Origin of the sequence: Nucisporomicrobium flavum (assembly GCF_016464385.1) — a bacterium.
GTDB lineage: Bacteria > Actinomycetota > Actinomycetes > Mycobacteriales > Micromonosporaceae > Actinoplanes > Actinoplanes flavus_A.
Genome location: NZ_JADMLH010000015.1, coordinates 20,567 through 40,044, shown reverse-complemented (window position 1 = coordinate 40,044; position 19,478 = coordinate 20,567). Strand labels below are relative to the sequence as shown.

At 70.2% G+C, this 19,478-nt stretch carries 14 protein-coding genes and 1 pseudogene; 7 read left to right on the top strand and 8 right to left on the bottom strand.

From position 1 onward, the window contains the following. From IT780_RS29590 to IT780_RS29580, 3 genes are all read right to left on the bottom strand, one after another. The gene (locus tag IT780_RS29590; RefSeq protein WP_307831452.1) at positions 1 to 1,395 is read right to left on the bottom strand and encodes a rhamnulokinase; all 1,395 of its coding nucleotides are present in this window, start codon (positions 1,393 to 1,395) and stop codon (positions 1 to 3) included. Beyond that, positions 1,392 to 3,422: a bifunctional aldolase/short-chain dehydrogenase gene (locus IT780_RS29585; RefSeq protein ID WP_199515088.1), complete on the bottom strand. Its 2,031-nt coding sequence runs from the start codon at positions 3,420 to 3,422 to the stop codon at positions 1,392 to 1,394. The genes IT780_RS29590 and IT780_RS29585 overlap by 4 nt, the downstream gene beginning before the upstream one ends. Positions 3,423 to 3,528: 106 nt before the next feature. Next, positions 3,529 to 4,563 (bottom strand): LacI family DNA-binding transcriptional regulator, encoded by a 1,035-nt coding sequence (locus tag IT780_RS29580; protein ID WP_307831451.1) that lies wholly within the window; start codon positions 4,561 to 4,563, stop codon positions 3,529 to 3,531. A 146-nt stretch (positions 4,564 to 4,709) separates the two neighbouring features. Between IT780_RS29580 and IT780_RS29575 the strand changes: the two genes are divergently transcribed. The 5 genes and pseudogenes from IT780_RS29575 to rhaI all read left to right on the top strand — a co-directional run. After that, positions 4,710 to 6,200: a sugar ABC transporter ATP-binding protein gene (locus IT780_RS29575; protein WP_199515086.1), complete on the top strand. Its 1,491-nt coding sequence runs from the start codon at positions 4,710 to 4,712 to the stop codon at positions 6,198 to 6,200. Continuing rightward, positions 6,197 to 7,219 (top strand): ABC transporter permease, encoded by a 1,023-nt coding sequence (locus IT780_RS29570; protein WP_233413729.1) that lies wholly within the window; start codon positions 6,197 to 6,199, stop codon positions 7,217 to 7,219. Before IT780_RS29575 ends, IT780_RS29570 begins: the two co-directional genes overlap by 4 nt. Continuing rightward, positions 7,212 to 8,201: an ABC transporter permease gene (locus IT780_RS29565; RefSeq protein ID WP_199515085.1), complete on the top strand. Its 990-nt coding sequence runs from the start codon at positions 7,212 to 7,214 to the stop codon at positions 8,199 to 8,201. The genes IT780_RS29570 and IT780_RS29565 overlap by 8 nt, the downstream gene beginning before the upstream one ends. 27 nt (positions 8,202 to 8,228) lie before the next feature. Next, positions 8,229 to 9,305, top strand: a complete 1,077-nt coding sequence (gene rhaS, locus IT780_RS29560; RefSeq protein WP_199515084.1) for a rhamnose ABC transporter substrate-binding protein — start codon at positions 8,229 to 8,231, stop codon at positions 9,303 to 9,305. A gap of 13 nt (positions 9,306 to 9,318) precedes the next feature. Then, positions 9,319 to 10,440: pseudogene (gene rhaI, locus IT780_RS29555) on the top strand (L-rhamnose isomerase); the annotation flags it as partial. A gap of 68 nt (positions 10,441 to 10,508) precedes the next feature. On the opposite strand, the gene IT780_RS29550 reads toward rhaI, so the two are convergent. Genes IT780_RS29550 through IT780_RS29540 form a run of 3 tightly spaced genes read right to left on the bottom strand, consistent with a single transcriptional unit; the run spans position 10,509 to position 13,368 of the window. After that, the gene (locus tag IT780_RS29550) at positions 10,509 to 11,288 is read right to left on the bottom strand and encodes an ATP-binding cassette domain-containing protein (RefSeq protein ID WP_199515083.1); all 780 of its coding nucleotides are present in this window, start codon (positions 11,286 to 11,288) and stop codon (positions 10,509 to 10,511) included. Beyond that, positions 11,285 to 12,337 carry an ABC transporter permease gene (locus tag IT780_RS29545; protein WP_307831450.1) on the bottom strand — a complete coding sequence of 351 codons (1,053 nt, stop codon included), beginning with the start codon at positions 12,335 to 12,337 and terminating at the stop codon, positions 11,285 to 11,287. The genes IT780_RS29550 and IT780_RS29545 overlap by 4 nt, the downstream gene beginning before the upstream one ends. After that, entirely contained in the window at positions 12,310 to 13,368 is a 1,059-nt protein-coding gene (locus IT780_RS29540; protein ID WP_199515082.1) for a sugar ABC transporter substrate-binding protein, read from the bottom strand. The genes IT780_RS29545 and IT780_RS29540 overlap by 28 nt, the downstream gene beginning before the upstream one ends. A gap of 105 nt (positions 13,369 to 13,473) precedes the next feature. On the opposite strand from IT780_RS29540, the gene IT780_RS29535 reads away from it, so the two are divergent. Then, positions 13,474 to 14,490: a LacI family DNA-binding transcriptional regulator gene (locus IT780_RS29535; RefSeq protein ID WP_307831463.1), complete on the top strand. Its 1,017-nt coding sequence runs from the start codon at positions 13,474 to 13,476 to the stop codon at positions 14,488 to 14,490. A gap of 15 nt (positions 14,491 to 14,505) precedes the next feature. Here IT780_RS29535 and IT780_RS29530 read toward each other — a convergent pair whose 3' ends face one another. Further along, positions 14,506 to 16,710, bottom strand: coding sequence for a discoidin domain-containing protein (locus tag IT780_RS29530; protein WP_199515081.1), 2,205 nt, complete (start codon positions 16,708 to 16,710; stop codon positions 14,506 to 14,508). Positions 16,711 to 17,188: 478 nt separating this feature from the next. Here IT780_RS29530 and IT780_RS29525 point away from each other — a divergent pair, with 478 nt between their 5' ends. Further along, positions 17,189 to 17,689, top strand: coding sequence for a metallophosphoesterase family protein (locus IT780_RS29525; protein WP_199515080.1), 501 nt, complete (start codon positions 17,189 to 17,191; stop codon positions 17,687 to 17,689). Between the two features lie 620 nt (positions 17,690 to 18,309). Here the strand turns inward: IT780_RS29525 and IT780_RS29520 are convergent. After that, complete coding sequence (locus IT780_RS29520) at positions 18,310 to 19,404, bottom strand: L-dopachrome tautomerase-related protein (protein WP_199515079.1); 1,095 nt, start codon at positions 19,402 to 19,404, stop codon at positions 18,310 to 18,312. Between the last annotated feature and the right edge of the window lie 74 nt (positions 19,405 to 19,478).

The window sequence follows — 19,478 nt, the reverse complement described above, 5'->3', positions numbered from 1 at the left end:
TCAGCCTCCCAGCCGCCGCTCGGCCGCCCGCCACGCCGCGTCGTCACCGCGGGGCTCGTAGCGCACGATGTGCTGAGTCTCCCGCAGCAGGGCCCGCATTGCCGAGAGGTCGCCGCTGATCGTTCCCGCCGCGCGCGCCTGCACGAGGAGGTTGCCCAGCGCGGTGGCCTCGACGGGACCGGCCAGCACCGGAAGCCCGCAGGCGTCGGCGGTGAGGCGGCAGAGCAGGTCGTTGCGGGCGCCTCCGCCGACGACGTGCACCGCGTCGACGCGCCGGCCGGAGAGCTCCTGCGCCTGGCGTACCGCCCGCCGGTGGGCCAGCGCGAGGCTGTCCACGATGCACCGGACGATCTCCGGCCGTCCCGGCTCGCGCCCGATGCGCTCGCAGATCCGTCGTTCCATGCCGCCGGGCGGCAGGAAGACCGGGTCGTCCAGGTCGACCACGGCCCGGAATGCGGGTACGGCCTCCGCCGCGCGCAGCAGTCCGGGCAGATCGGGCTCGCCCCATTCCCGCAGGCACTCCTGGAGCGGCCAGAGGCCCATCACGTTACGCAGGTACCGCACGGTCCCGTCGACGCCGGCCTCGTTGGTGAAGTTGGCCAGCCGCGACGCCTCGGTGAGCACGGGCGCGTCCAGTTCCACCCCGACCAGCGACCACGTCCCGCAGGAGATGTACGCGAAGTGCTCCGACTCCGCCGGCACCCCGGCCACCGCCGACGCGGTGTCGTGCGAGCCGACGGCGATGACCTCCGGCGTGCCGGCGCCCACCTCGGGCAGCACCGGGCCGATGACCGTGCCGGGTTGCCGCAGCGGCGCGAACAGCCCCGGCCGGATGCCCAGCGAGGTCATCAGCTCGGTTGCCCACGCTCCGGTCCGGATGTCGAGCAGCTGCGTGGTCGAGGCGTTGGTGACCTCGGCGCCGCGCTCGCCGGTCAGCCAGTAGGCGATCAGGTCGGGAATCATGAGCAGCTGCCGTGCGATCTCGAGCTGGGGCGTCCCTGCGGCCGCCAGGAGCTGGTAGATCGTGTTGAACGGCAGCTTCTGCAGACCGGTGACGGCATAGAGCTCATCTTCGGGGACCAATGCGGCGATGCCGTCGGTGCGGGAGTCGCGGTAGTGCACCGGGTTGCCGAGCAGCGCGCCGCTCGCGTCGAGCAGGCCGTAGTCCACCGCCCACGAGTCGATGCCGATGCCGTCGACCGGTCCGGCCCGGCGCAGTCCTTCCAGGACGCCGCGGTAGAGCGCGAGGATGTCCCAGTGCAGGGTGCCGGCGGCCCGGACCGGCTCGTTGGGGAAGCGGTGCACGGGCGTCAGCTCGCACACGCCGGGGCGGACGCGGCCGGCCATCACGCGCCCGCTGGACGCGCCCAGGTCGACCGCCGCGAACGTCGTCACCGCAGGAACGCAGCCGCGACGCCCGCATCCACCGGGATGTGCAGGCCCGTGGTGTGCGACAGCTCCCCGCCGGTCAGCACGAACACGGCGTTCGCCACGTGCTCCGGCAGGACCTCGCGCTTGAGCAGGGTGCGCTGGGCGTAGAACTCACCCAGCTCCTCCTCGGGTACGCCGTACACCGCCGCGCGCTGGGCGCCCCAGCCGCCGGCGAAGATGCCCGAGCCGCGGACGACGCCGTCGGGGTTGACGCCGTTGACCCGGATGCCGTGCCCACCCAGTTCGGCGGCGAGCAGGCGGACCTGGTGCGCCTGGTCGGCCTTGGCGGCGCCGTACGCGACGTTGTTCGGCCCGGCGAAGAGCGAGTTCTTGCTGGAGATGTAGACGATGTCGCCGCCCATGCCCTGCGCTGTCAGCACGGCGGCCGCGGCGCGCGAGACGAGGAACGAGCCCTTGGCCATCACGTCGTGTTGCAGGTCCCAGTCCTGCTCGGTGGTCTCCAGGAGCGGTTTGGAGATCGACAGCCCGGCATTGTTGACGACCAGGTCGACGCCGCCGAAGGCGAGGACGGCCGCGCGCATCGCCCGCTCCACCGCGTCGCCGGAGGTCACGTCGGCCTCGACCGCCACGGCGGCGTCGAGGCCGCCGATCTCGCCGGCGACCTCGGTGGCCGAGCCGAGGTTGCGGTCGGCGATCACCACGCAGGCGCCCTCGGCGGCGAGCCGCAGCGCGACGGCCCGCCCGATGCCGGAGCCGCCGCCGGTCACGAAGGCGACCCGGGTGGCGAGCGGCTTGGGCTTCGGCATGCGCCGGAGCTTCGCCTCCTCCAGGGCCCAGTACTCGATGCGGAACTTCTCCGCCTCGTCGATCGGCGCGTACGTGGACACCGCCTCGGCCCCGCGCATCACGTTGATCGCGTTGACGTAGAACTCGCCGGCGACGCGGGCGGTCTGTTTGGTCGCGCCGAAGCTGAACATGCCGACGCCCGGTACGAGCACGATGGCCGGGTCCGCGCCGCGCATGGCCGGGCTGTCCGAGGTGGCGTGCCGCTCGTAGTAGGCGCGATAGTCCTCGCGGTACGCCGCGTGCAGCTCCCGCAACCGTGCTTCCACCTGCTCCAGCGGCGCGTCCGGGGCGGTGTCCAGCACCAGCGGCTTCACCTTCGTCCGCAGGAAGTGGTCGGGGCACGACGTCCCGAGCGCGGCGAGCGCGGGCATCCGTTCGCGTCCCACGAAGTCGAGCACGAGCTCGGCGTCGGTGTAGTGCCCGACCTGCGCCCTGTCGGTCGACGCCAGGCCGCGGAGCAGCGGGAACAGCGCGGCGGCCCGTTCCCGCCGGGCCTCCTCGGGCAGCGGCTCGTGCACCGGCGCGCCGAACGGCTCGGCCCTGCCGTGCTCGGCCAGGTACGCCGCCGCCGTACCGATGATCTCCAGCGACCGCGCCTCGCACTCCGCGCTGGTCGCGCCCCAGGCGGTGATGCCGTGCCCGCCGAGGATGACGCCGATGGCCTGCGGGTTGGCCCGCTGCGCGGCGGCGATGTCGAGGCCCAGCTGGAAGCCGGGACGGCGCCACGGCACCCAGAGCACCCGGTCGCCGAAGATCTCCTTGGTGAGCGCCGGCCCGTCGGCGGCGGTGGCGAGCGCGATGCCGGCGTCGGGGTGGAGGTGGTCGACGTGCGGTGCCTCGACGAGGCCGTGCATCGCGGTGTCGATGGAGGGCGCGGCACCGCCCCGGCCGTGCAGGCAGTAGTCGAACGCGGCCACCATCTCGTCCTCGCGTTCGACGCCCGGGTACACCCCGGTGAGCGCGCGCAGCCGGTCGAGGCGCAGCACCGCCAGGCCGGCCTCGGTCAGCGTGCCGAGGTCGCCGCCGGACCCCTTGACCCACAGCAGGTCGACGGGCGCGCCGGTGACGGGATCGGTCTGCGAGCCCTTCGCCGAGGTGTTGCCGCCCGCGTAGTTGGTGGTGCGCGGGTCGGCGCCGAGCCGGTTGCTGCGGCCGAGCAGATCGGCGACCACCGAGCTGGTCATCAGCACTCCTCTGTGATGAAACGTTTCATAACTATCGAGGAGGCTACGGGGGCCACCTGAAGCCGGTCAATAGACCAACCGCGAATCGGCTGGATCTGAAACGTTGTCAGAAAACCTTCGGGCGCAGCACCGTCGAGGCCCGCGCCACCAGCTCGGGGACGAACGAGAGCTGCTGATGCTCGTGCCGCCCGCCGGCCGCCTCCTCCAGCACGAGCTGCGCGGCCGCCCGGCCGAGCTCCTGGCGCGGCTGGCGGACCGAGCTCAGCGGCACGGCGGCCGCCGCCGCGAACTCGATGTCGTCGAAGCCGACGATCGCGAGATCCTCCGGCACCCGCAGGCCGGCGCCGATGCTCTGCTGCAGCAGCCCGAGCGCCAGCAGGTCGTTCGCGCAGAATGCCGCGGTCGGCCGGCGCCGGGCCGGGATGCCGGCGAGCCGCTCCCCCGCCGAGCGGCCCTCGGCCACGCTGAGGGCCTCCGTCGGGAGGTAGATGAGATCCTCGGCAGGCAGCCCGAGCTCCGCCCAGACCTGCCGCGCGCCCTCGAGCCGCTCGCGGACCTGGCCGAGCGACTCCGGCCCGCCGACCACCGCGACCCGGGTGTGACCCTGCTCGGCGAGGTGTTCGACGGCGATGCGGCCGCCGAGCACGTCGTCGACCGCGACCGAGCAGAAGGCGCCGCCCGCGCCGACCCGGTCGACGATCACCACGGGGATGCCCCGCCGGGAGATCTCGGCCAGGTGCGGGGCGTCCGGATTGACCGGCGTGATCAGCACGCCCTGGACCCGCTGCTGCATGAGCCGGTCGAGGTGCACGGCCTCGCGGTCGGCACGCCCGTTGCTGGTGCAGATGAACAGCGACAGGTCGGCATCCTCGGCGGCGAGCTCGATGCCCTGCGCGACGTCGTGGAAGAACGGGTTGCCGCCGTCGAGCATCACGTACGCCAGGGTGCGGCTGGTTCCCGCGCGAAGCTGCCGCGCCGACTCGTTGCGCACGAAGCCGAGCTCGGCCATCGCGCGCTCGACACGCTCGCGGGTCGCGGGGCTGACCACCTCGGGCCGGTTCATCACGTTCGACACCGTGCCCAGCGAGACGCCCGCGGCGGCGGCGACGTCCTTGACGGACGGGGTTCTGCCGTTCCCCACCACTGCGCCCCCTTGAAACGTTGAAGCGACATCGTACGGCATCCGCCCGTCCACGTTTCTGCCGAATGCTTGACACGTGTGATCGGCGCCACCTACGTTCGTCCCACGGCGTCTGAAACATTTCAAAGTCGCGTACGGAGGTGGCCATGGACGCATTGCTGGAGGTGCGCGACGTGACCAAGTCGTTCGGCGCCGTGGCGGCCGTCCAGGGGGTCAGCTTCGCGCTGCACGCCGGCGAGGCACACGCGCTGGTCGGCGAGAACGGCGCCGGCAAGTCCACAATCGTCAAGATGCTGGCCGGGGTGCACCGGCCCGACACCGGCACGCTGGCGGTCGACGGCGCGGAGGTTGACTTCGCCGGGCCCGCCGACGCGAAGGCCGCCGGGATCGCGGTCATCTACCAGGAACCCACGCTCTTCCCCGACCTGTCCGTCGCCGAGAACATCGCGATGGGCAACCAGCCGCTGACCCGCCTGCGCCAGATCGACCGGCGGGCCATGAACGCCAACGCCGAGCGGTTGTTCACCCGGCTGGGCGTCCGCATCGACCCGGCCCGCCCGGCCCGCGGACTCTCCATCGCCGACCAGCAGCTCGTCGAGATCGCCAAGGCGCTGTCCAGCGAGGCTCGCGTCCTCGTGATGGACGAGCCGACCGCGGCGCTCAGCGGCGTCGAGGTGGACCGGCTCTTCGCGGTCACCCGCGCGCTGCGCGACGAGGGCGCGGCCATCATGTTCATCTCGCACCGGTTCGAGGAGATCACCGCCCTCTGCCAGCGCGTCACGATCATGCGTGACGGCCGGCACGTCTGCACCGAGCCGGTGGCCGACCTGACCGTCGACGACATGATCCGCCGCATGGTCGGCCGCGACCTCAGCGCGCTCTACCCCAAGCAGGAAGCCACGATCGGCGAGACCGTGCTCGAGGTCGAGGGGCTGAGCCGCGAGGGCGTGTTCCGCGACGTCAGCTTCACCGTCAGGGCCGGGGAGATCGTCGCGCTGGCCGGGCTGGTCGGCGCCGGACGCTCCGAGGTGATGCAGGCCGTCTTCGGCGTCGACCGGTACGACTCCGGTTCGGTGCGCTTCCTCGGCAGGAAGCTCAAGCCGGGCTCGCCGCGCGCCGCGATGGCCGCGGGCATGGGCCTGGTGCCGGAGGACCGCCGCCAGCAGGGCCTGGTCATGGAGCTCTCGATCGAACGCAACGTGACGCTGCCCCGCTCGCGGGCGCTGGCGAAGCTCGGCCTGCTGTTCGGCGGCGTGGAACGGCGCGAGGCGGCGAGCTGGACCCAGCAGCTGCAGACCAGGCTTGGCCGGCTCTCCGACCCGGTGGGCACGCTCTCCGGCGGCAACCAGCAGAAGGTCGTCCTGGCGAAGTGGCTGGCCACCGGGCCCCGGCTGCTCATCGTCGACGAGCCGACCCGCGGCATCGACGTCGGCACCAAGGCCGAGGTGCACCGCCTCCTGTCCACGCTGGCGGCGCGCGGGCTCGCCGTCGTCATGGTCTCGTCCGAGCTGCCCGAGGTGCTCGGCATGGCGGACCGCATCGTCGTCCTGCGGGAGGGGCACGTCGCCGCCCAGCTCACCCGCGCCGAAGCCACCGAGGAGTCCGTCATGTACGCGGCCATGGGTCAGCCGTCATGACCGCCGCACTGGTCACCAAGTCGAAGCGGCCGGCGCTGTCGGCGGGCGGGCTGATGAAGACCCGGGAGCTGGGGATCATCCTCGCGCTCGCGATCCTCGTGATCTTCACGGCCGTGAACCACCCCCGCTTCCTGTCCGGGCAGAGCATCCGCGACATCCTGCTCAACACGGCGATCCTCGCGGTGATGGCGGCCGGCCAGGCGGTCGTCGTCATCACCCGCAACATCGACCTCTCCGTCGGCTCGGTGCTCGGGCTGAGCGCCTTCACCGTCGCGACGATGATGAGCACGAACCCGGACCTGCCGATGATCGCGGCGCTGCTGGTGGGCCTCGCGGTCGGCGCGGTGGCCGGCCTGATCAACGGCGTGCTGGTGCGGTACGGCCGGGTCCCCGCGCTCGTCGTCACGCTCGGCACGCTCTACATGTTCCGCGGGATCACGTACTCGTGGGCCGGCGGTCAGCAGGTGAACGCCGACGAGCTGCCGCGGCACTTCCTGCGGTTCGCCAACGCCTCGGTGCTCGGCGTGCCGTGGCTGGTGCTGATCGCGGTGGTCGTGGTCGGCGGCGTCTCCGTGCTCATGCGCAACTACCGGGTGGGCCGCGAGCTGTACGCGATGGGCTCGAGCCCGCAGGCCGCCGAGCTCGCCGGCATCCGCGTCGCCCGCAACCTGCTCGGCGCGTTCCTGCTCAGCGGCGCCCTGGCCGGGCTGGCCGGCGTCCTCTTCGCCGCCCGCTTCGGCACGGTCGACGCCTCGGCCGGCAACGGGTACGAGCTCACCGTCGTCGCCGCGGTCGTGGTCGGCGGGGTCGCGGTCTTCGGCGGCAGCGGCACGGTCTGGGGCGCGGGGCTCGGCGCGCTGCTGCTCACGGTGATCGGCAGCGCCCTGGCCGTGCTGGACATCAACCAGTTCTGGCAGCAGGCCATCGTGGGCGCGCTGATCCTCTTCGCCATCTGCGCCGACCGCCTGGTCGCCGTCCGCATCGCCCGCTCGCTCAGGAAGAGGGACAGCCATGTCTGAGGTGCGACGACGCCTCGCGAGCTGGGACAGCATCATCATCGCGCTGACTGTGCTCGTGCTCGTCGTGGCGTCGGTGGGCGTACCCAACTTCGGCACCAGCCGGAACTTCACCTTCCTGGTCCTGGACCTGATGCCGATCGTGCTGGTCGCACTGCCGATGACGTTCATCATCGTGACCGGCGAGATCGACCTCTCGGTGGCGAGCACGCTGGGCCTGACCAGCTCGCTGATGGGCTGGTTCTGGAACAACGGGCTCTCGATCGAGACCATCATCCCGCTCTGCGTGCTGGTCGGCGCGATGCTCGGGGCGTTCAACGGCTTCCTCGTCACCGGGCTCGGGCTACCCTCGCTGGCGGTCACGATCGGCACGCTCGCGCTCTACCGCGGCCTCGCGTTCGTGGTGCTGGGCGACGGGGCGGTCGCCGACTTCCCGTGGAACTACACCGGCTGGGTCACCGGGACGATCGGCGGGGGCGCCGTACCGAACGTGCTCATCCTCATCGTCGCGCTCGCGCTGATCTTCGGGGTGGTCCTGCACGCGACACCGTTCGGCCGTTCGCTGTACGCGATCGGCGCGAACGCCCAGGCCGCGCATTTCTCCGGCATCCGGGTGGCCCGCACGAAATTCTGGCTGTACGTCGCCAGCGGAGCGATCGCCGGCCTCGTCGGTGTCCTGTGGACGCTGCGGTACTCCAGCGCTCGCGCCGACAACGGCTCCGGGCTCGAGCTGGCCGTGGTGGCCGCCGTGCTGCTCGGCGGCGTCTCGATCTTCGGCGGCCGGGGCACCCTGCCCGGGGTTCTCGCCGGCGTCGTGCTGCTCGCCGCGCTGCAGAACGCCCTGCGGCTGCAGGACGTCTCCGGCCAGGCGCTCAACATCGTCACCGGCGCGCTGCTGGTGCTCTCCGTCCTCCTTCCCAACGTCGCCTCCTCGATCCGCGCCACCTGGCACCGGCGGAGACTCCGCCAGGCCGCCGCTTCCTGAGATCCCCCGCTCGTATAGGAGTCCGTCATGCTTCGTACCCATCACCGGCTACTCACCGCAGCCAGCGCCTCACTGCTTGTCCTGGGCCTCGCCGCTTGCGGCGGCACCACCAAGGACAGCGCGTCCTCCGACGGCGGCGCGGCCGCCCAGACCGGCGCCTCGGCCGACCCGAACGCCAAGACCAAGGAGGGCCTGAAGATCGCCTTCCTGCCGAAGCAGCTGAACAACCCGTACTCCGACGTGGAAACCAGCGGCGGGAAGGTGGCGGTCGGCGAGCTCAAGGGCGAGTACAAGCTGGTCGGCCCGAACGACGCCAGCGCCTCCTCGCAGGTCAGCTACATCAACACGCTGATCCAGCAGCAGCAGGACGTGATCGTGGTGGCGGCCAACGACCCGAACGCGGTCTGCCCGTCGCTCAACCAGGCCCGGCAGGCGAAGATCAAGGTCGTCTCGTTCGACTCCGACGCCTCCAAGGACTGCCGGGACGCGTTCATCAACCAGGCCACGACCCAGGGCATCGGCGAGAGCCTGGTGAAGATGGCGAACGAGCTGGCCGGCGGCGAGGGCGAGATCGCGATCCTCTCGGCCACCCCGAACGCCACCAACCAGAACGCCTGGATCGAGGTGATGAAGAAGGAGCTGGCCAAGCCGGAGTACAGCAAGCTCAAGCTGGTCAAGACCGCGTACGGCAACGACGACGACCAGAAGTCGTTCCAGGAGGCGCAGGGCCTGCTGCAGTCGTACCCGAAGCTCAAGGTCATCGTCTCTCCCACCACCGTGGGCATCGCCGCGGCCTCGCGGTACGTCAGCTCCTCGAACTACAAGGGCAAGGTGGCGATCACCGGGCTGGGCCTGCCCAACCAGATGCGCGAGTACGTCAAGGACGGCACGGTGAAGAAGTTCGCGCTGTGGAACCCGGCGGACATCGGCTACCTGGCCGCGTACGCCGGCGCCGCGCTCGCCTCCGGGCAGATCACCGGCAAGCAGGGCGAGAAGTTCACCGCCGGCAAGCTCGGCGAGTACACGATCGGCGCGGACGGCGAGATCGTGCTCGGCCCGCCCACCGAGTTCACCGCGCAGAACATCGACCAGTTCAACTTCTGATGTTGGAGTCGTCATGACTGACCCGTCCGCCGTCAAGCGTGCGCTCGCCGCTCAGCGGATCGAGACCCCGTCGTGGGCCTTCGGCAACTCCGGCACCCGGTTCAAGGTGTTCGCCCAGCCCGGCGTCCCGCGCAGCCCCGAGGAGAAGATCGCGGACGCCGCCGTCGTGCACCGCTTCACCGGCGTCGCGCCGACGGTCGCCCTGCACATCCCGTGGGACAAGGTCGACGACTACCAGGCCCTCGCGGACCACGCGGCGTCGCTGGGCGTCGGCATCGGGGCCATCAACACCAACGTCTTCCAGGACGACGACTACAAGCTGGGGTCGGTCACCAACCCCGATCCGGGCGTACGGCGCAAGGCCACCGACCACCTGCTCGAGGCCGTCGGCGTCATGGACGCCACCGGTTCGCGCGACCTGAAACTGTGGTTCTCGGACGGCATCAACTACCCCGGCCAGGACGACCTGCGCAACCGGCAGGACCGGCTGGCCGCGGCGCTGCGCGAGGCGTACGACCGGCTCGGCGACCACCAGCGCATCCTGCTCGAGTACAAGCTGTTCGAGCCGGCCTTCTACGCCACCGACATCCCCGACTGGGGCACCTCGTACGCCCACTGCGTCGAGCTCGGCGAGAAGGCGACGGTCTGCATCGACACGGGCCACCACGCACCGGGCACGAACATCGAGTTCATCGTGGCGTTCCTGCTGCGGCAGGGGAAGCTTGGCGCGTTCGACTTCAACAGCCGCTTCTACGCCGACGACGACCTGATGGCCGGCGCCGCTGACCCGTTCCAGCTGTTCCGCATCATGTACGAGATCGTCCGCGGCGACGCGCTCGATCCGGCGTACGGTATCAACTTCATGCTGGACCAATGTCACAACATCGAGACAAAGATACCTGCCATCATCCGATCGGTCATGAACATTCAAGAGGCCACCGCGAAGGCTCTCCTCGTGGACCGGGAAGCGCTGGCCAAGGCGCAGCACGACGGTGACGTGCTGGAGGCGAACGGCGTGCTGATGGACGCGTACAACACCGACGTGCGGCCGCTGCTCGCCGAGGTCCGCACGGACATGGGCCTCGACCCGGACCCGGTGGCGGCGTACAAGCGCAGCGGCTACCAGGAGAAGATCGTGGCCGAGCGGGTCGGGGGGGGGGCGGGGGGGGGGGGGGGGGCCCCCCCCCCCCCCGCGACCCGATGTCAGGCCACCGTCTGCGGGGGCGCCGCCGCGCCGGTCATGATGGCGACCGCCTCCGACATGGAGTGCGACTTCGGGGTGATGACCGTCGCGCGGCGGCCGAGGCGCTGGATGTGGATGCGGTCCGCGACCTCGAAGACGTGCGGCATGTTGTGGCTGATCAGGATCACCGGCAGGCCGCGGTCGCGGACGTCGCGGATCAACTGAAGCACGCGGTTGCCCTCCTTGACGCCCAGCGCGGCCGTCGGCTCGTCGAGGATCACCACCTTGCTGCCGAAGGCCGCCGACCGGGCCACCGCCACCGCCTGCCGCTGGCCGCCGGAGAGCGACTCCACCGCCTGGCCGATGTTCTGCAGCGTGCCGATGCCCAGCTCCGACATGTGCCGGCGGGCCTCCGAGCGCATGTGCCCGCGGTCCAGCATCCGGAACACCGACCCGAGGACGCCGGGCCGCCGCTGCTCCCGGCCCAGGAACAGGTTGTCGGCGATGTCGAGCCCGGGCGCGACGGCGAGCGTCTGGTAGACGGTCTCGATGCCGGCCTCGCGCGCCTCCATCGGGTTGCGGAACTGCACCCGCTGCCCGTCGAGGTACATCTCGCCGCTGTCCGGGATCAGCGCCCCGGACAGCGCCTTGATCAGGCTGGACTTGCCGGCGCCGTTGTCGCCGATGACCGCGAGGATCTCGCCGGGGTACAGCTCGAGGTCGCTGCCGTCGATCGCGACGACCCGGCCGTACCGTTTCGTGAGGCTCTTGGCCTGCAGAACCGGAGTCGCCCCGTTCATGATTTCACCTTCCGGATCCACTGGTCGAGGGAGACGGCGATCAGGACCAGGAGGCCGATCGCGAAGCCCTGCCAGACCACCTCGACGCCGCCGAGCTGCAGGCCGTTGCGGAAGACGCCGACGATCAGCGCGCCGATCAGCGTGCCCAGGACGCCGCCGCGCCCGCCGAAGAGGCTCGTGCCGCCCAGCACCACGGCGGTGATCGAGTCGAGGTTGTAGTCGGTGCCGACGTTCGGGCTGGCCGAGGCGAGCCGGCCGATGAGGATCCAGCCGCCGACGGCGTACAGCAGGCCGGCGATCGTGTAGACGGAGAACAGCACCCGGTTGGTCCGGATGCCCGCGAGCCGCGCGGCCTCGATGTCGTCGCCGGTCGCGTATACGTGCTTGCCCCAGGCCGTGGAGCGCAGCGCGTAGAAGAAGTACGCGAACATCGCCAGCATGATGATCGAGCCGTACGTGAGCCGGAACCCGCCGATGGGGATCGTCGTACCGGTCCACGTCATCAGCGACGGCATGTCGGAGCCGCGTACGGTCTCACTCTTCGACACGACCGCGTTGAGCGAGAAGAAGATCGTCAGCGTGCCGAGCGTGACGATGAACGGCGGGAGCTTGATCCGGGTGACGAGGAAGCCGTTCAGCGCGCCCATGGCTGTGCCGCAGGCGAAGCCGAGCAGCAGCGCCAGGACCCCGGGCATGCCGAGCTTGGTGCAGAAGTTCGCCATCAGGACCGAGGAGAAGACCGCGATGGCGCCCGCCGCGAGGTCGATGCCGGCGGTGAGGATGACCAGCGTCTGACCGAGCGCCAGGGTCGCGATGACCGTGACCTGGGCCAGCACCAGCGACAGGTTCGCCGCCGAGAAGAAGCGGGTGTTGACGAGCGAGAAGGCGATGATCGCGACGACCAGCACGGCGAGCGGGCCGAAGACCGGATTGCCGTGCAGGACGTGCTGGACGCGCAGCCCGAACGAGTCGTGCCGGGCGGTGTCGAAGTCGGTGGCGGTCTCGGTTGCGGTCGCCATGGTCAGCCCCAGCAGTTCTGCTTGCCCCACGCGGAGTCCTTGGCCTCCACGCCGGCTTGCGGTTGGTCGGTGATCAGCTGGGCACCCGTGTCGACGAAGTCTTTGCCGCTGGTGGCCTCCGGCTTGGTCCCGTCCTTCGCGAACTTGGCGATCGCCTCGATGCCCAGCGAGGCCATCTTCAGCGGGAACTGCATCGAGGTCGCGCCGATGACGCCCTTGGCGACGTTGTCGACGCCGGGGCAGCCGCCGTCGATGGAGACGATGGTGACGGTCTTGTCCTTGCCGGCCGACTTGAGCGCCTGGTACGCCCCGGCCGCCGCGGGCTCGTTGATCGTGTAGACGAGGTTGATCGACGGATCCTTCTGCAGCAGGTTCTCCATCGCCGTGCGCCCGCCGTCCTCGGCGCCGTCGGTGACGTCGTGGCCGGCGATGCGCGGGTCGTTCTCGTCGCCGATGCGGTTCGGGTCACCGACCGGGATGCCGAAGCCGTCGAGGAACCCCTGGTCCCGCTTGACGTCCACGGACACCTGGTTGGCGTTGAGGTCGAGCATGGCGATCTTCGCCTGCTTGCCGTCCTTGGCGAACTTGGCCTTCGCCCACTGCCCGATGAGCTTGCCGGCCTGGTAGTTGTCGGTGGCGAAGGTGGCGTCGACGGCGTCCGGCGGGTCGGTCGGCGTGTCCAGCGCGATGACCAGCATGCCCTGCTGCTTCGCCTTGTCGATGGACGGCACGATCGCCTTCGAGTCGCTCGGGGTGATGAGGAAGCCCTTGGCGCCGGAGGACATCAGGTTCTCGATGGCCTGCACCTGGGCCTCGTTGTCACCGTCCTGCTTGCCGGCGAACGACTGCAGCTTCAGCCCCTGCTGCGTCGCGGCCTGCTGCGCGCCCTCCTTCATCTTGACGAAGAAGGGGTTCGTGTCGGTCTTGGTGATGAGCCCGACGATGTCGCCGCCGCCGGAACCGCCACCGTCGTCGCCGCCGCACGCGGCCGTGCCGAGCAGCAGGGTCACGGTGGTCAGCGCCGGGCCGACCCTTCGCAAGATCAGCGTTGATCCACGCATGTCTCCTCCAAATCGATTTAGCAGGAATCGAGAGACAACGTTGTCTTGCAGTAGACGACTCGGACCATCGACTGTCAACAATTAGTTTCCGGCTCATTGCGTACAGTGATCATCAAGGGGGAACGGATGGGGCGGCCCACGATGAACGACGTCGCCCGCAGCGCGGGCGTCAGCCTCAAGACCGTCTCGCGGGTGGTGAACGGCGAGGCCACCGTGGACCCCGCCCTCGCTGCGCGGGTCCGGGCGGCGGTCGCCTCGCTCGGCTACCGGCCGAACCTCGGTGCCAGCATGCTGCGGCGCAACGACCGGCGTACGCGGACCATCGGCGTGCTGCTCGAGGATGTCAGCAACCCGTTCTCGGCCGCGGTGAACCGGGCGATCGAGGACGAGTCGCGCGGGCGCGGGGTGCACGTGCTGACCGGCAGCCTCGACGAGGACCCGGTCCGCGAGCGGGACCTCGCGGTCGCGTTCGCCCGGCGGCACGCGGACGGGCTCATCCTCGCCCCGACCGCTCCTGATCAGGGCTACCTGGCCACCGACTGGCAGCCCGGTACGCCCGTGGTGTTCGTCGACCGGCCGCCGACGGGCTACCGCGGCGACGCGGTGCTGGCCACCAACCGCAGCGGTACGGCCGAGGCGGTCCGCCACCTCGTGGCCCGCGGCCACCGCCGGATCGCCTTCCTCGGCGACGCCCCGCGGATCGCGACCGCCCGCAGCCGCCGGCAGGGGTACCGCGACGCCATGCGCGAGGCGGGGCTGCCCACGTGCGAGACGGTCGCCCCGGACTGCGGCGCGGAGGCGGCCACGCTGGCCCTGCTGACGCTGCCGGCCCGGCCGACGGCGCTGTTCACCGCGCAGAATCTGATCACCATCGGAGCGCTGCGCGCACTGCGCCGGCTCGCCCTGCAGCACCGCGTCGCGCTCATCGGCTTCGACGACTTCCCGCTGGCCGACCTGCTGGACCCGCCGGTCACCGTGGTGGCTCAGGACCCGGTCGCGATGGGCCGGGCCGCGGCTCGGGCGCTGTTCGAGCGCATCGACGGGCACACGGAAGAACCGCGCGAGATCAGCATCCGGACGATGCTGATCCCGCGCGGCTCGGGAGAACTGCTACCGGCTTAGAGCGCTGCTACCGGCTCACGGGAAGTTCGTGACGTTGACCGGTACGGTCGCCGTGCCCTGCGCCGGGCCGCCGGTGTTGTTGACGACGTGGTCGATGACCCCGTTGCCACCCAGCGAGACCGTGAAGATGTTGTGCAGCTTCACGCCGCCGTTCACCGGGACCTCGAAGCCGCGGTCCGAGTGCACCTGCGGGTTGACGTTGAAGTAGCAGTAGCTGCCCATCGCCCACGCCTCGTGGCTCGTGACGCTGTCCGCCACCTTGTACGCCGCGTACCCGTTGGCGCCCGAGCGCCAGGCCGCGTTCGACGGCGGGTCGTACGGCTGCTCGTTCTGCAGGAAGTACGTGCGGCCGCCGTTGCCGTTCCAGATGACCTCGTACTTCTGGTAGTGCTCGACGAAGAGTCCGTACGCCGTGACGTTCTGACCGTTGACGATCAGGCCGCTGTCGCCGGTGTTGACCGTCCAGCCGTACGTGCCGGCGTTGCCGTGGTCGGCGCGCCACGCCCAGATGTGGTCGATGATCGTGTTGTTGCTGTTCACCAGCAGGCTGTTGGTGGCCTTACCGGCGATCGAGCCGCCGATCCGGAAGAACACGTCCTGCACGGTGGTCGGGTTGCCGGCGTGGTTGGCCGAGGACCCGTTCGGGCCGATGACCAGCAGGTTCGCCGAGTTGGTGGTGCCGGCGTCGAAGAGCACGCCCGCGATCTTCACGCCGTCCACATCGGCCACCTGCATCGGCGTGACGCCGTTGTCCGGGATGATCGTCGCGTAGCCGAGGCCGAGCACGACCGTGTTGGCGCGGGTCACGTTGATCGTCTGGTTCACGTGGTAGACGCCCGGCTGGAAGATCAGGTTCAGGCCCTGCGCGAGCGCCTGGTTGATCGTCGCGGCGGAGTCGCCGGGCTTCGCGACGTAGAACTGGCTCAGCGGGATGCTGGTGCCCGGCGTGTTGCCGTTGGCCCAGGTCACGCCGGACGCGTTCTGCTGCAGGTTCGGCACGAAGACCGCGTACTGGCCGCCGGTCTGGTAGAGGTACGGCTTCTCCCGGATAACCGGGGCCGTGCCGATCGTCGTGTACGGCGGGTTCGGGAAGCTCGACGCCGGTGCGCCCTGCACGCCGACGAAGGCCTGGTTCCACACCGCGTTCAGGCTCGAGCCGATCTGGCTGTTGCGGGTGAACCACTGCTGCTGCGAGTACTGCTGCTCCGAGCCGCTGATCCGCGAGTCGGCGATGTAGCCGCCGGAGGCCCAGCCGTACCCGTTGGGGGCGAGGTTGAGGTCGCCGTGGATGTCCATGCGGCGGAACGGCGCGGCCTGCGAGACGGCCCAGCGGTTGGCGCCGCTGACCGGGTACACCGAGATGTTCTCGACCGAGCGCCAGAAGTTCTGGGTGGCGTTGCCCTGGAACCAGCCGGCGTCCACGGTGATGTCACCGTTGATCCGCACGTCCTGCGGGTTCTGCCCGAGGCCGAGCACCGAGGTGTAGAAGCCCACCTGGATGTTGAGGCCGTTGTAGGTGCCCGGCTTGAACGCGAGCACGTAGCGCTGCAGGCCGAACTGGTTCGACTCCTGCTGCTTGAAGATCGCGTCGGCCTGGCTCTGGATCGAGGCGCTCGACATCGACGGGTCGAAGACGATGACGTTCGCGCCGAGGCTGCCGCCACCGGGGACGGTCGGGCCGGTGGGCGGGGTCGTCGGGTCGGTCGAGGTGCCGCCGAAGACCTTGAACTCCCACAGCGAGTAGCCGTAGCCGGTGGCGCGCTCGGTGCCGTACATGCGCACGTACCGGCCGGTCGCGTTGACGGTCACGCTCTGCACGCCGGCCTGGCCGGCGGTGGCGGGGCTGGCGTCGGCCCAGCTGCTGCCGTCGTTCGAGGTCTGGATCTTGAAGGTCTTGGCGTACGCCGCCTCCCAGTTCAGCTCCACCCGGTTGATCGCCGAGCTGGCGCCGAGGTCGACCTGCAGCCACTGGGGGTCGGAGAACGCGGAGGACCAGCGGGTGCCGGTGTTGCCGTCGACGGCGGCGGACGCCGGGTACGGACCCGGGTTCTCCGACGACGAGGCGGTCGCGGGCTTGCCCTGGGAGAGCAGCGTCTCGGCGGCGTGCGCGGTCAGCGTGGTGAACGCGCCGAACGCCGCAACGACCGCGACGACCAGGCCGCCGGTGGCGCCGAGACGCCACCGGCTGCGAGGCCGGGGGATGGTTTGGGGGACGGTCATGGCTTCGCTTCTCCTCTTATGGAGGTACGGACGCGCGGGGTTCGCGTCCGGATGAGGCAGGAGCCGGGGAAAGCTCCGGTACGGGCGGACGATCGTGGGAGAGCGCTCACCCGTGTTGGTGTGGACGCTAAGTTCGTTACGTCGATGTGTCAAAGGGTCGGCGTACCGGTTACGGACGCGGTCCCGGAACCGGTTCCGCCGATCGGTCAGGACTCGACCCCCAGTACCGGTACGCGCGCACCTCCCGGCGGCCGCCCACTCCCCCCGGCATCCACCCCTAGCTGGCGCTATGCCCGTTTGGACCGCAGTCAAGGCCACTTCGACGCGAGGTATCGAGCCGCGGCCGATTACGCTTTTCCCGGTTCATCGAGGCGTCCGAATGAGCTGGAACCACCAGGACGGTCCTATGCCACATAAAGGACATCATTGGTGATCTCGGGGAAGCGCTTCCCGGCCCGCGAGACCCTACAGTGGCTCCATGCGCCTGGTCCTGACGACCGACACCCACGTCCCCAAACGAGCCCGGGACCTCCCCGCCCCGCTCTGGGCGGCGATCGACGAAGCCGACGTCGTCATCCACGCCGGCGACTGGGTCGAGGTACCGATCCTGGACGCGTTCGAGTCCCGCTCCCGGCGCCTGATCGCCTGCTACGGCAACAACGACGGCCCAGCCCTCCGCGCCCGCCTACCCGAGATCGCCCGCGCCACCCTCGACGGCCTGCGACTGGCGGTCATCCACGAAACCGGCGACGCCAACGGCCGCGAACGCCGCTGCGACGAGGCCTTCCCGGACACGGACGTCCTGGTCTTCGGCCACTCCCACATCCCCTGGGACACCACCACCCCGGCCGGCCTCCGCCTGCTCAACCCGGGCAGCCCCACAGACCGCCGTCGCCAACCCCACTACACCTACATGACAGCCGAGATCCAGGCGGGCAAGCTGACGGCTGTGACGCTGCACAACCTCCCACCGCGCTAAGGTCTGTCCCGCGGACATGCATAGCGATCCGGACCCCGTGACCATGTGACCAGCCAATTCACCCATGACCTCGCCTAGGATCCGGGCATGACATGGTTGTGGGGGCTACTCGGAATCATCGTTGTCTCGGTCGTTGCCTCGCTGACGTACGTAGGCATCCGTGACCGGCATCGCACGACGTCCGGGGACGACAGCTCGGCAGCCCGCAAGGCGGCCTCCGAAGCGGAGCGCTACGCCGCCGAACGGCACGCCGCTCAGGGTCGCGACCCGAGAAGCTTCGGGTCCGGCGGACACGGCTAAGTTCCGTCCCGCGGAGCATGTCCGCCGGGGACCGCGCGTAGCCAGTCGAGTGTCTCGACCAGGTCGAGGGTGGCTTGGTAGTTGAGGGCGACCTTGTCGAATCTGCTGGTCACGCCGCGCCAGTGTTTGCGCCACGTCCGTCGGCCAGGGTGTGGACCGCGGCGGCGGGAGTCGCTCTGCTGGAGAGCGGGAAACCGGCTCACACAGAGCAACCACAACGGCTTCGGGGGGAGGGGGCGGCCCACGCAGGGATCAAGCTTGACCGCCCGGAGTGGGTCGCCCCCTCCCCCCGAAGCCCACCGCAACCAAGAACGAAGCTTTCAGGTAAGACGGACCGGCCCGGCATCGATGCGAACCCGGAACAGCGAGTACGGATAGCGGCGCAGATCCTTGCCACCCTGGTAGGTAGCCTGCCGATGCAGCTGGTTGGCGGTCACGTAGAGATGCCCGTCCACCGCGACCGACATCGTGTCGGGCCACAACAGGCGAGGATCGTGGACGACCGTCTCGATCGTGCCGTCCGGGAGCCGGCGGAGGATCGCGTTGTGCTCGGTGTTGGTGAGGTAGAGCCGGCCCTGGTCGTCGGTCTCCAGGCCGTCCGCCACGCCGCCCTTGTCGCCCTCGTCGGTCACCGTCGCGGCCACCTCGTCGTCGCTGAGCGTACGGTCGCAGAGCGCCTCGGTGGACACGCTGTACCAGCGGCGGGACATCAGCGGGCAGTAGTACAACCGGGAGCCGTCGGCCGCGATGGCGATGCCGTCCGCGCCCATGGTGACCGGCTTCGGCGGGCCGTCCTCGGGGCGTTCCATGAAGGGTGCGCCCTCGACGACGGGGAGGAAGCCCGGCGCGGTCTCCGCCTTGGTCGACGGATGGTCGTGCAGCCGGCGCCAGGCCGTGCCGCTGGCCAAGTCGACCACGATGATGCCGTTGGGCCCCTGGTCGGACGAGTCGGTGATGTACGCGACGTCGCGCCGCAGGTCGAAGCGCACGTCGTTCAGGTACGTGGTGGGCAGCGCAGCGCTCCGGTCGAAGCAGATCGTCCGTTCGACGGTGTCGGTGGCGAGGTCGATGCAGACCAGCTTGGGGCCGCAGACCTGGGTCTCCCGGAACATGGGCGAGCCGGTGTCGAGCACCCACAGGCGGTCCGCCGGGTCGACGACGATGCTCTGCACCGACACGAACGCCCTCGGGTCGTCGTCGCCGTCCGGGGTGTTCCAGCGCTGGTCGGGGTACGCGACCACGGTGCCGTCCCGGATCTCGCCGACGGTGAACACGACGTCGTCGCCCCACTTCGGGAAGTTGACGAAGATCCGTCCCTGGGCGGAGACGCTCACGCCCGTCGGCATCGGCCCGCTGTCGAAGGTGTGCACCGTCTCCAGCGCGCCGATGGGCTCGTCGACCGGTTGATCGCTCATCCCCGGGGGTTTACCCGGCGGCCATGGCCACAAACGGGGTTCGCCACGCACGCAGAATGAAGGGCGAGGGCCAG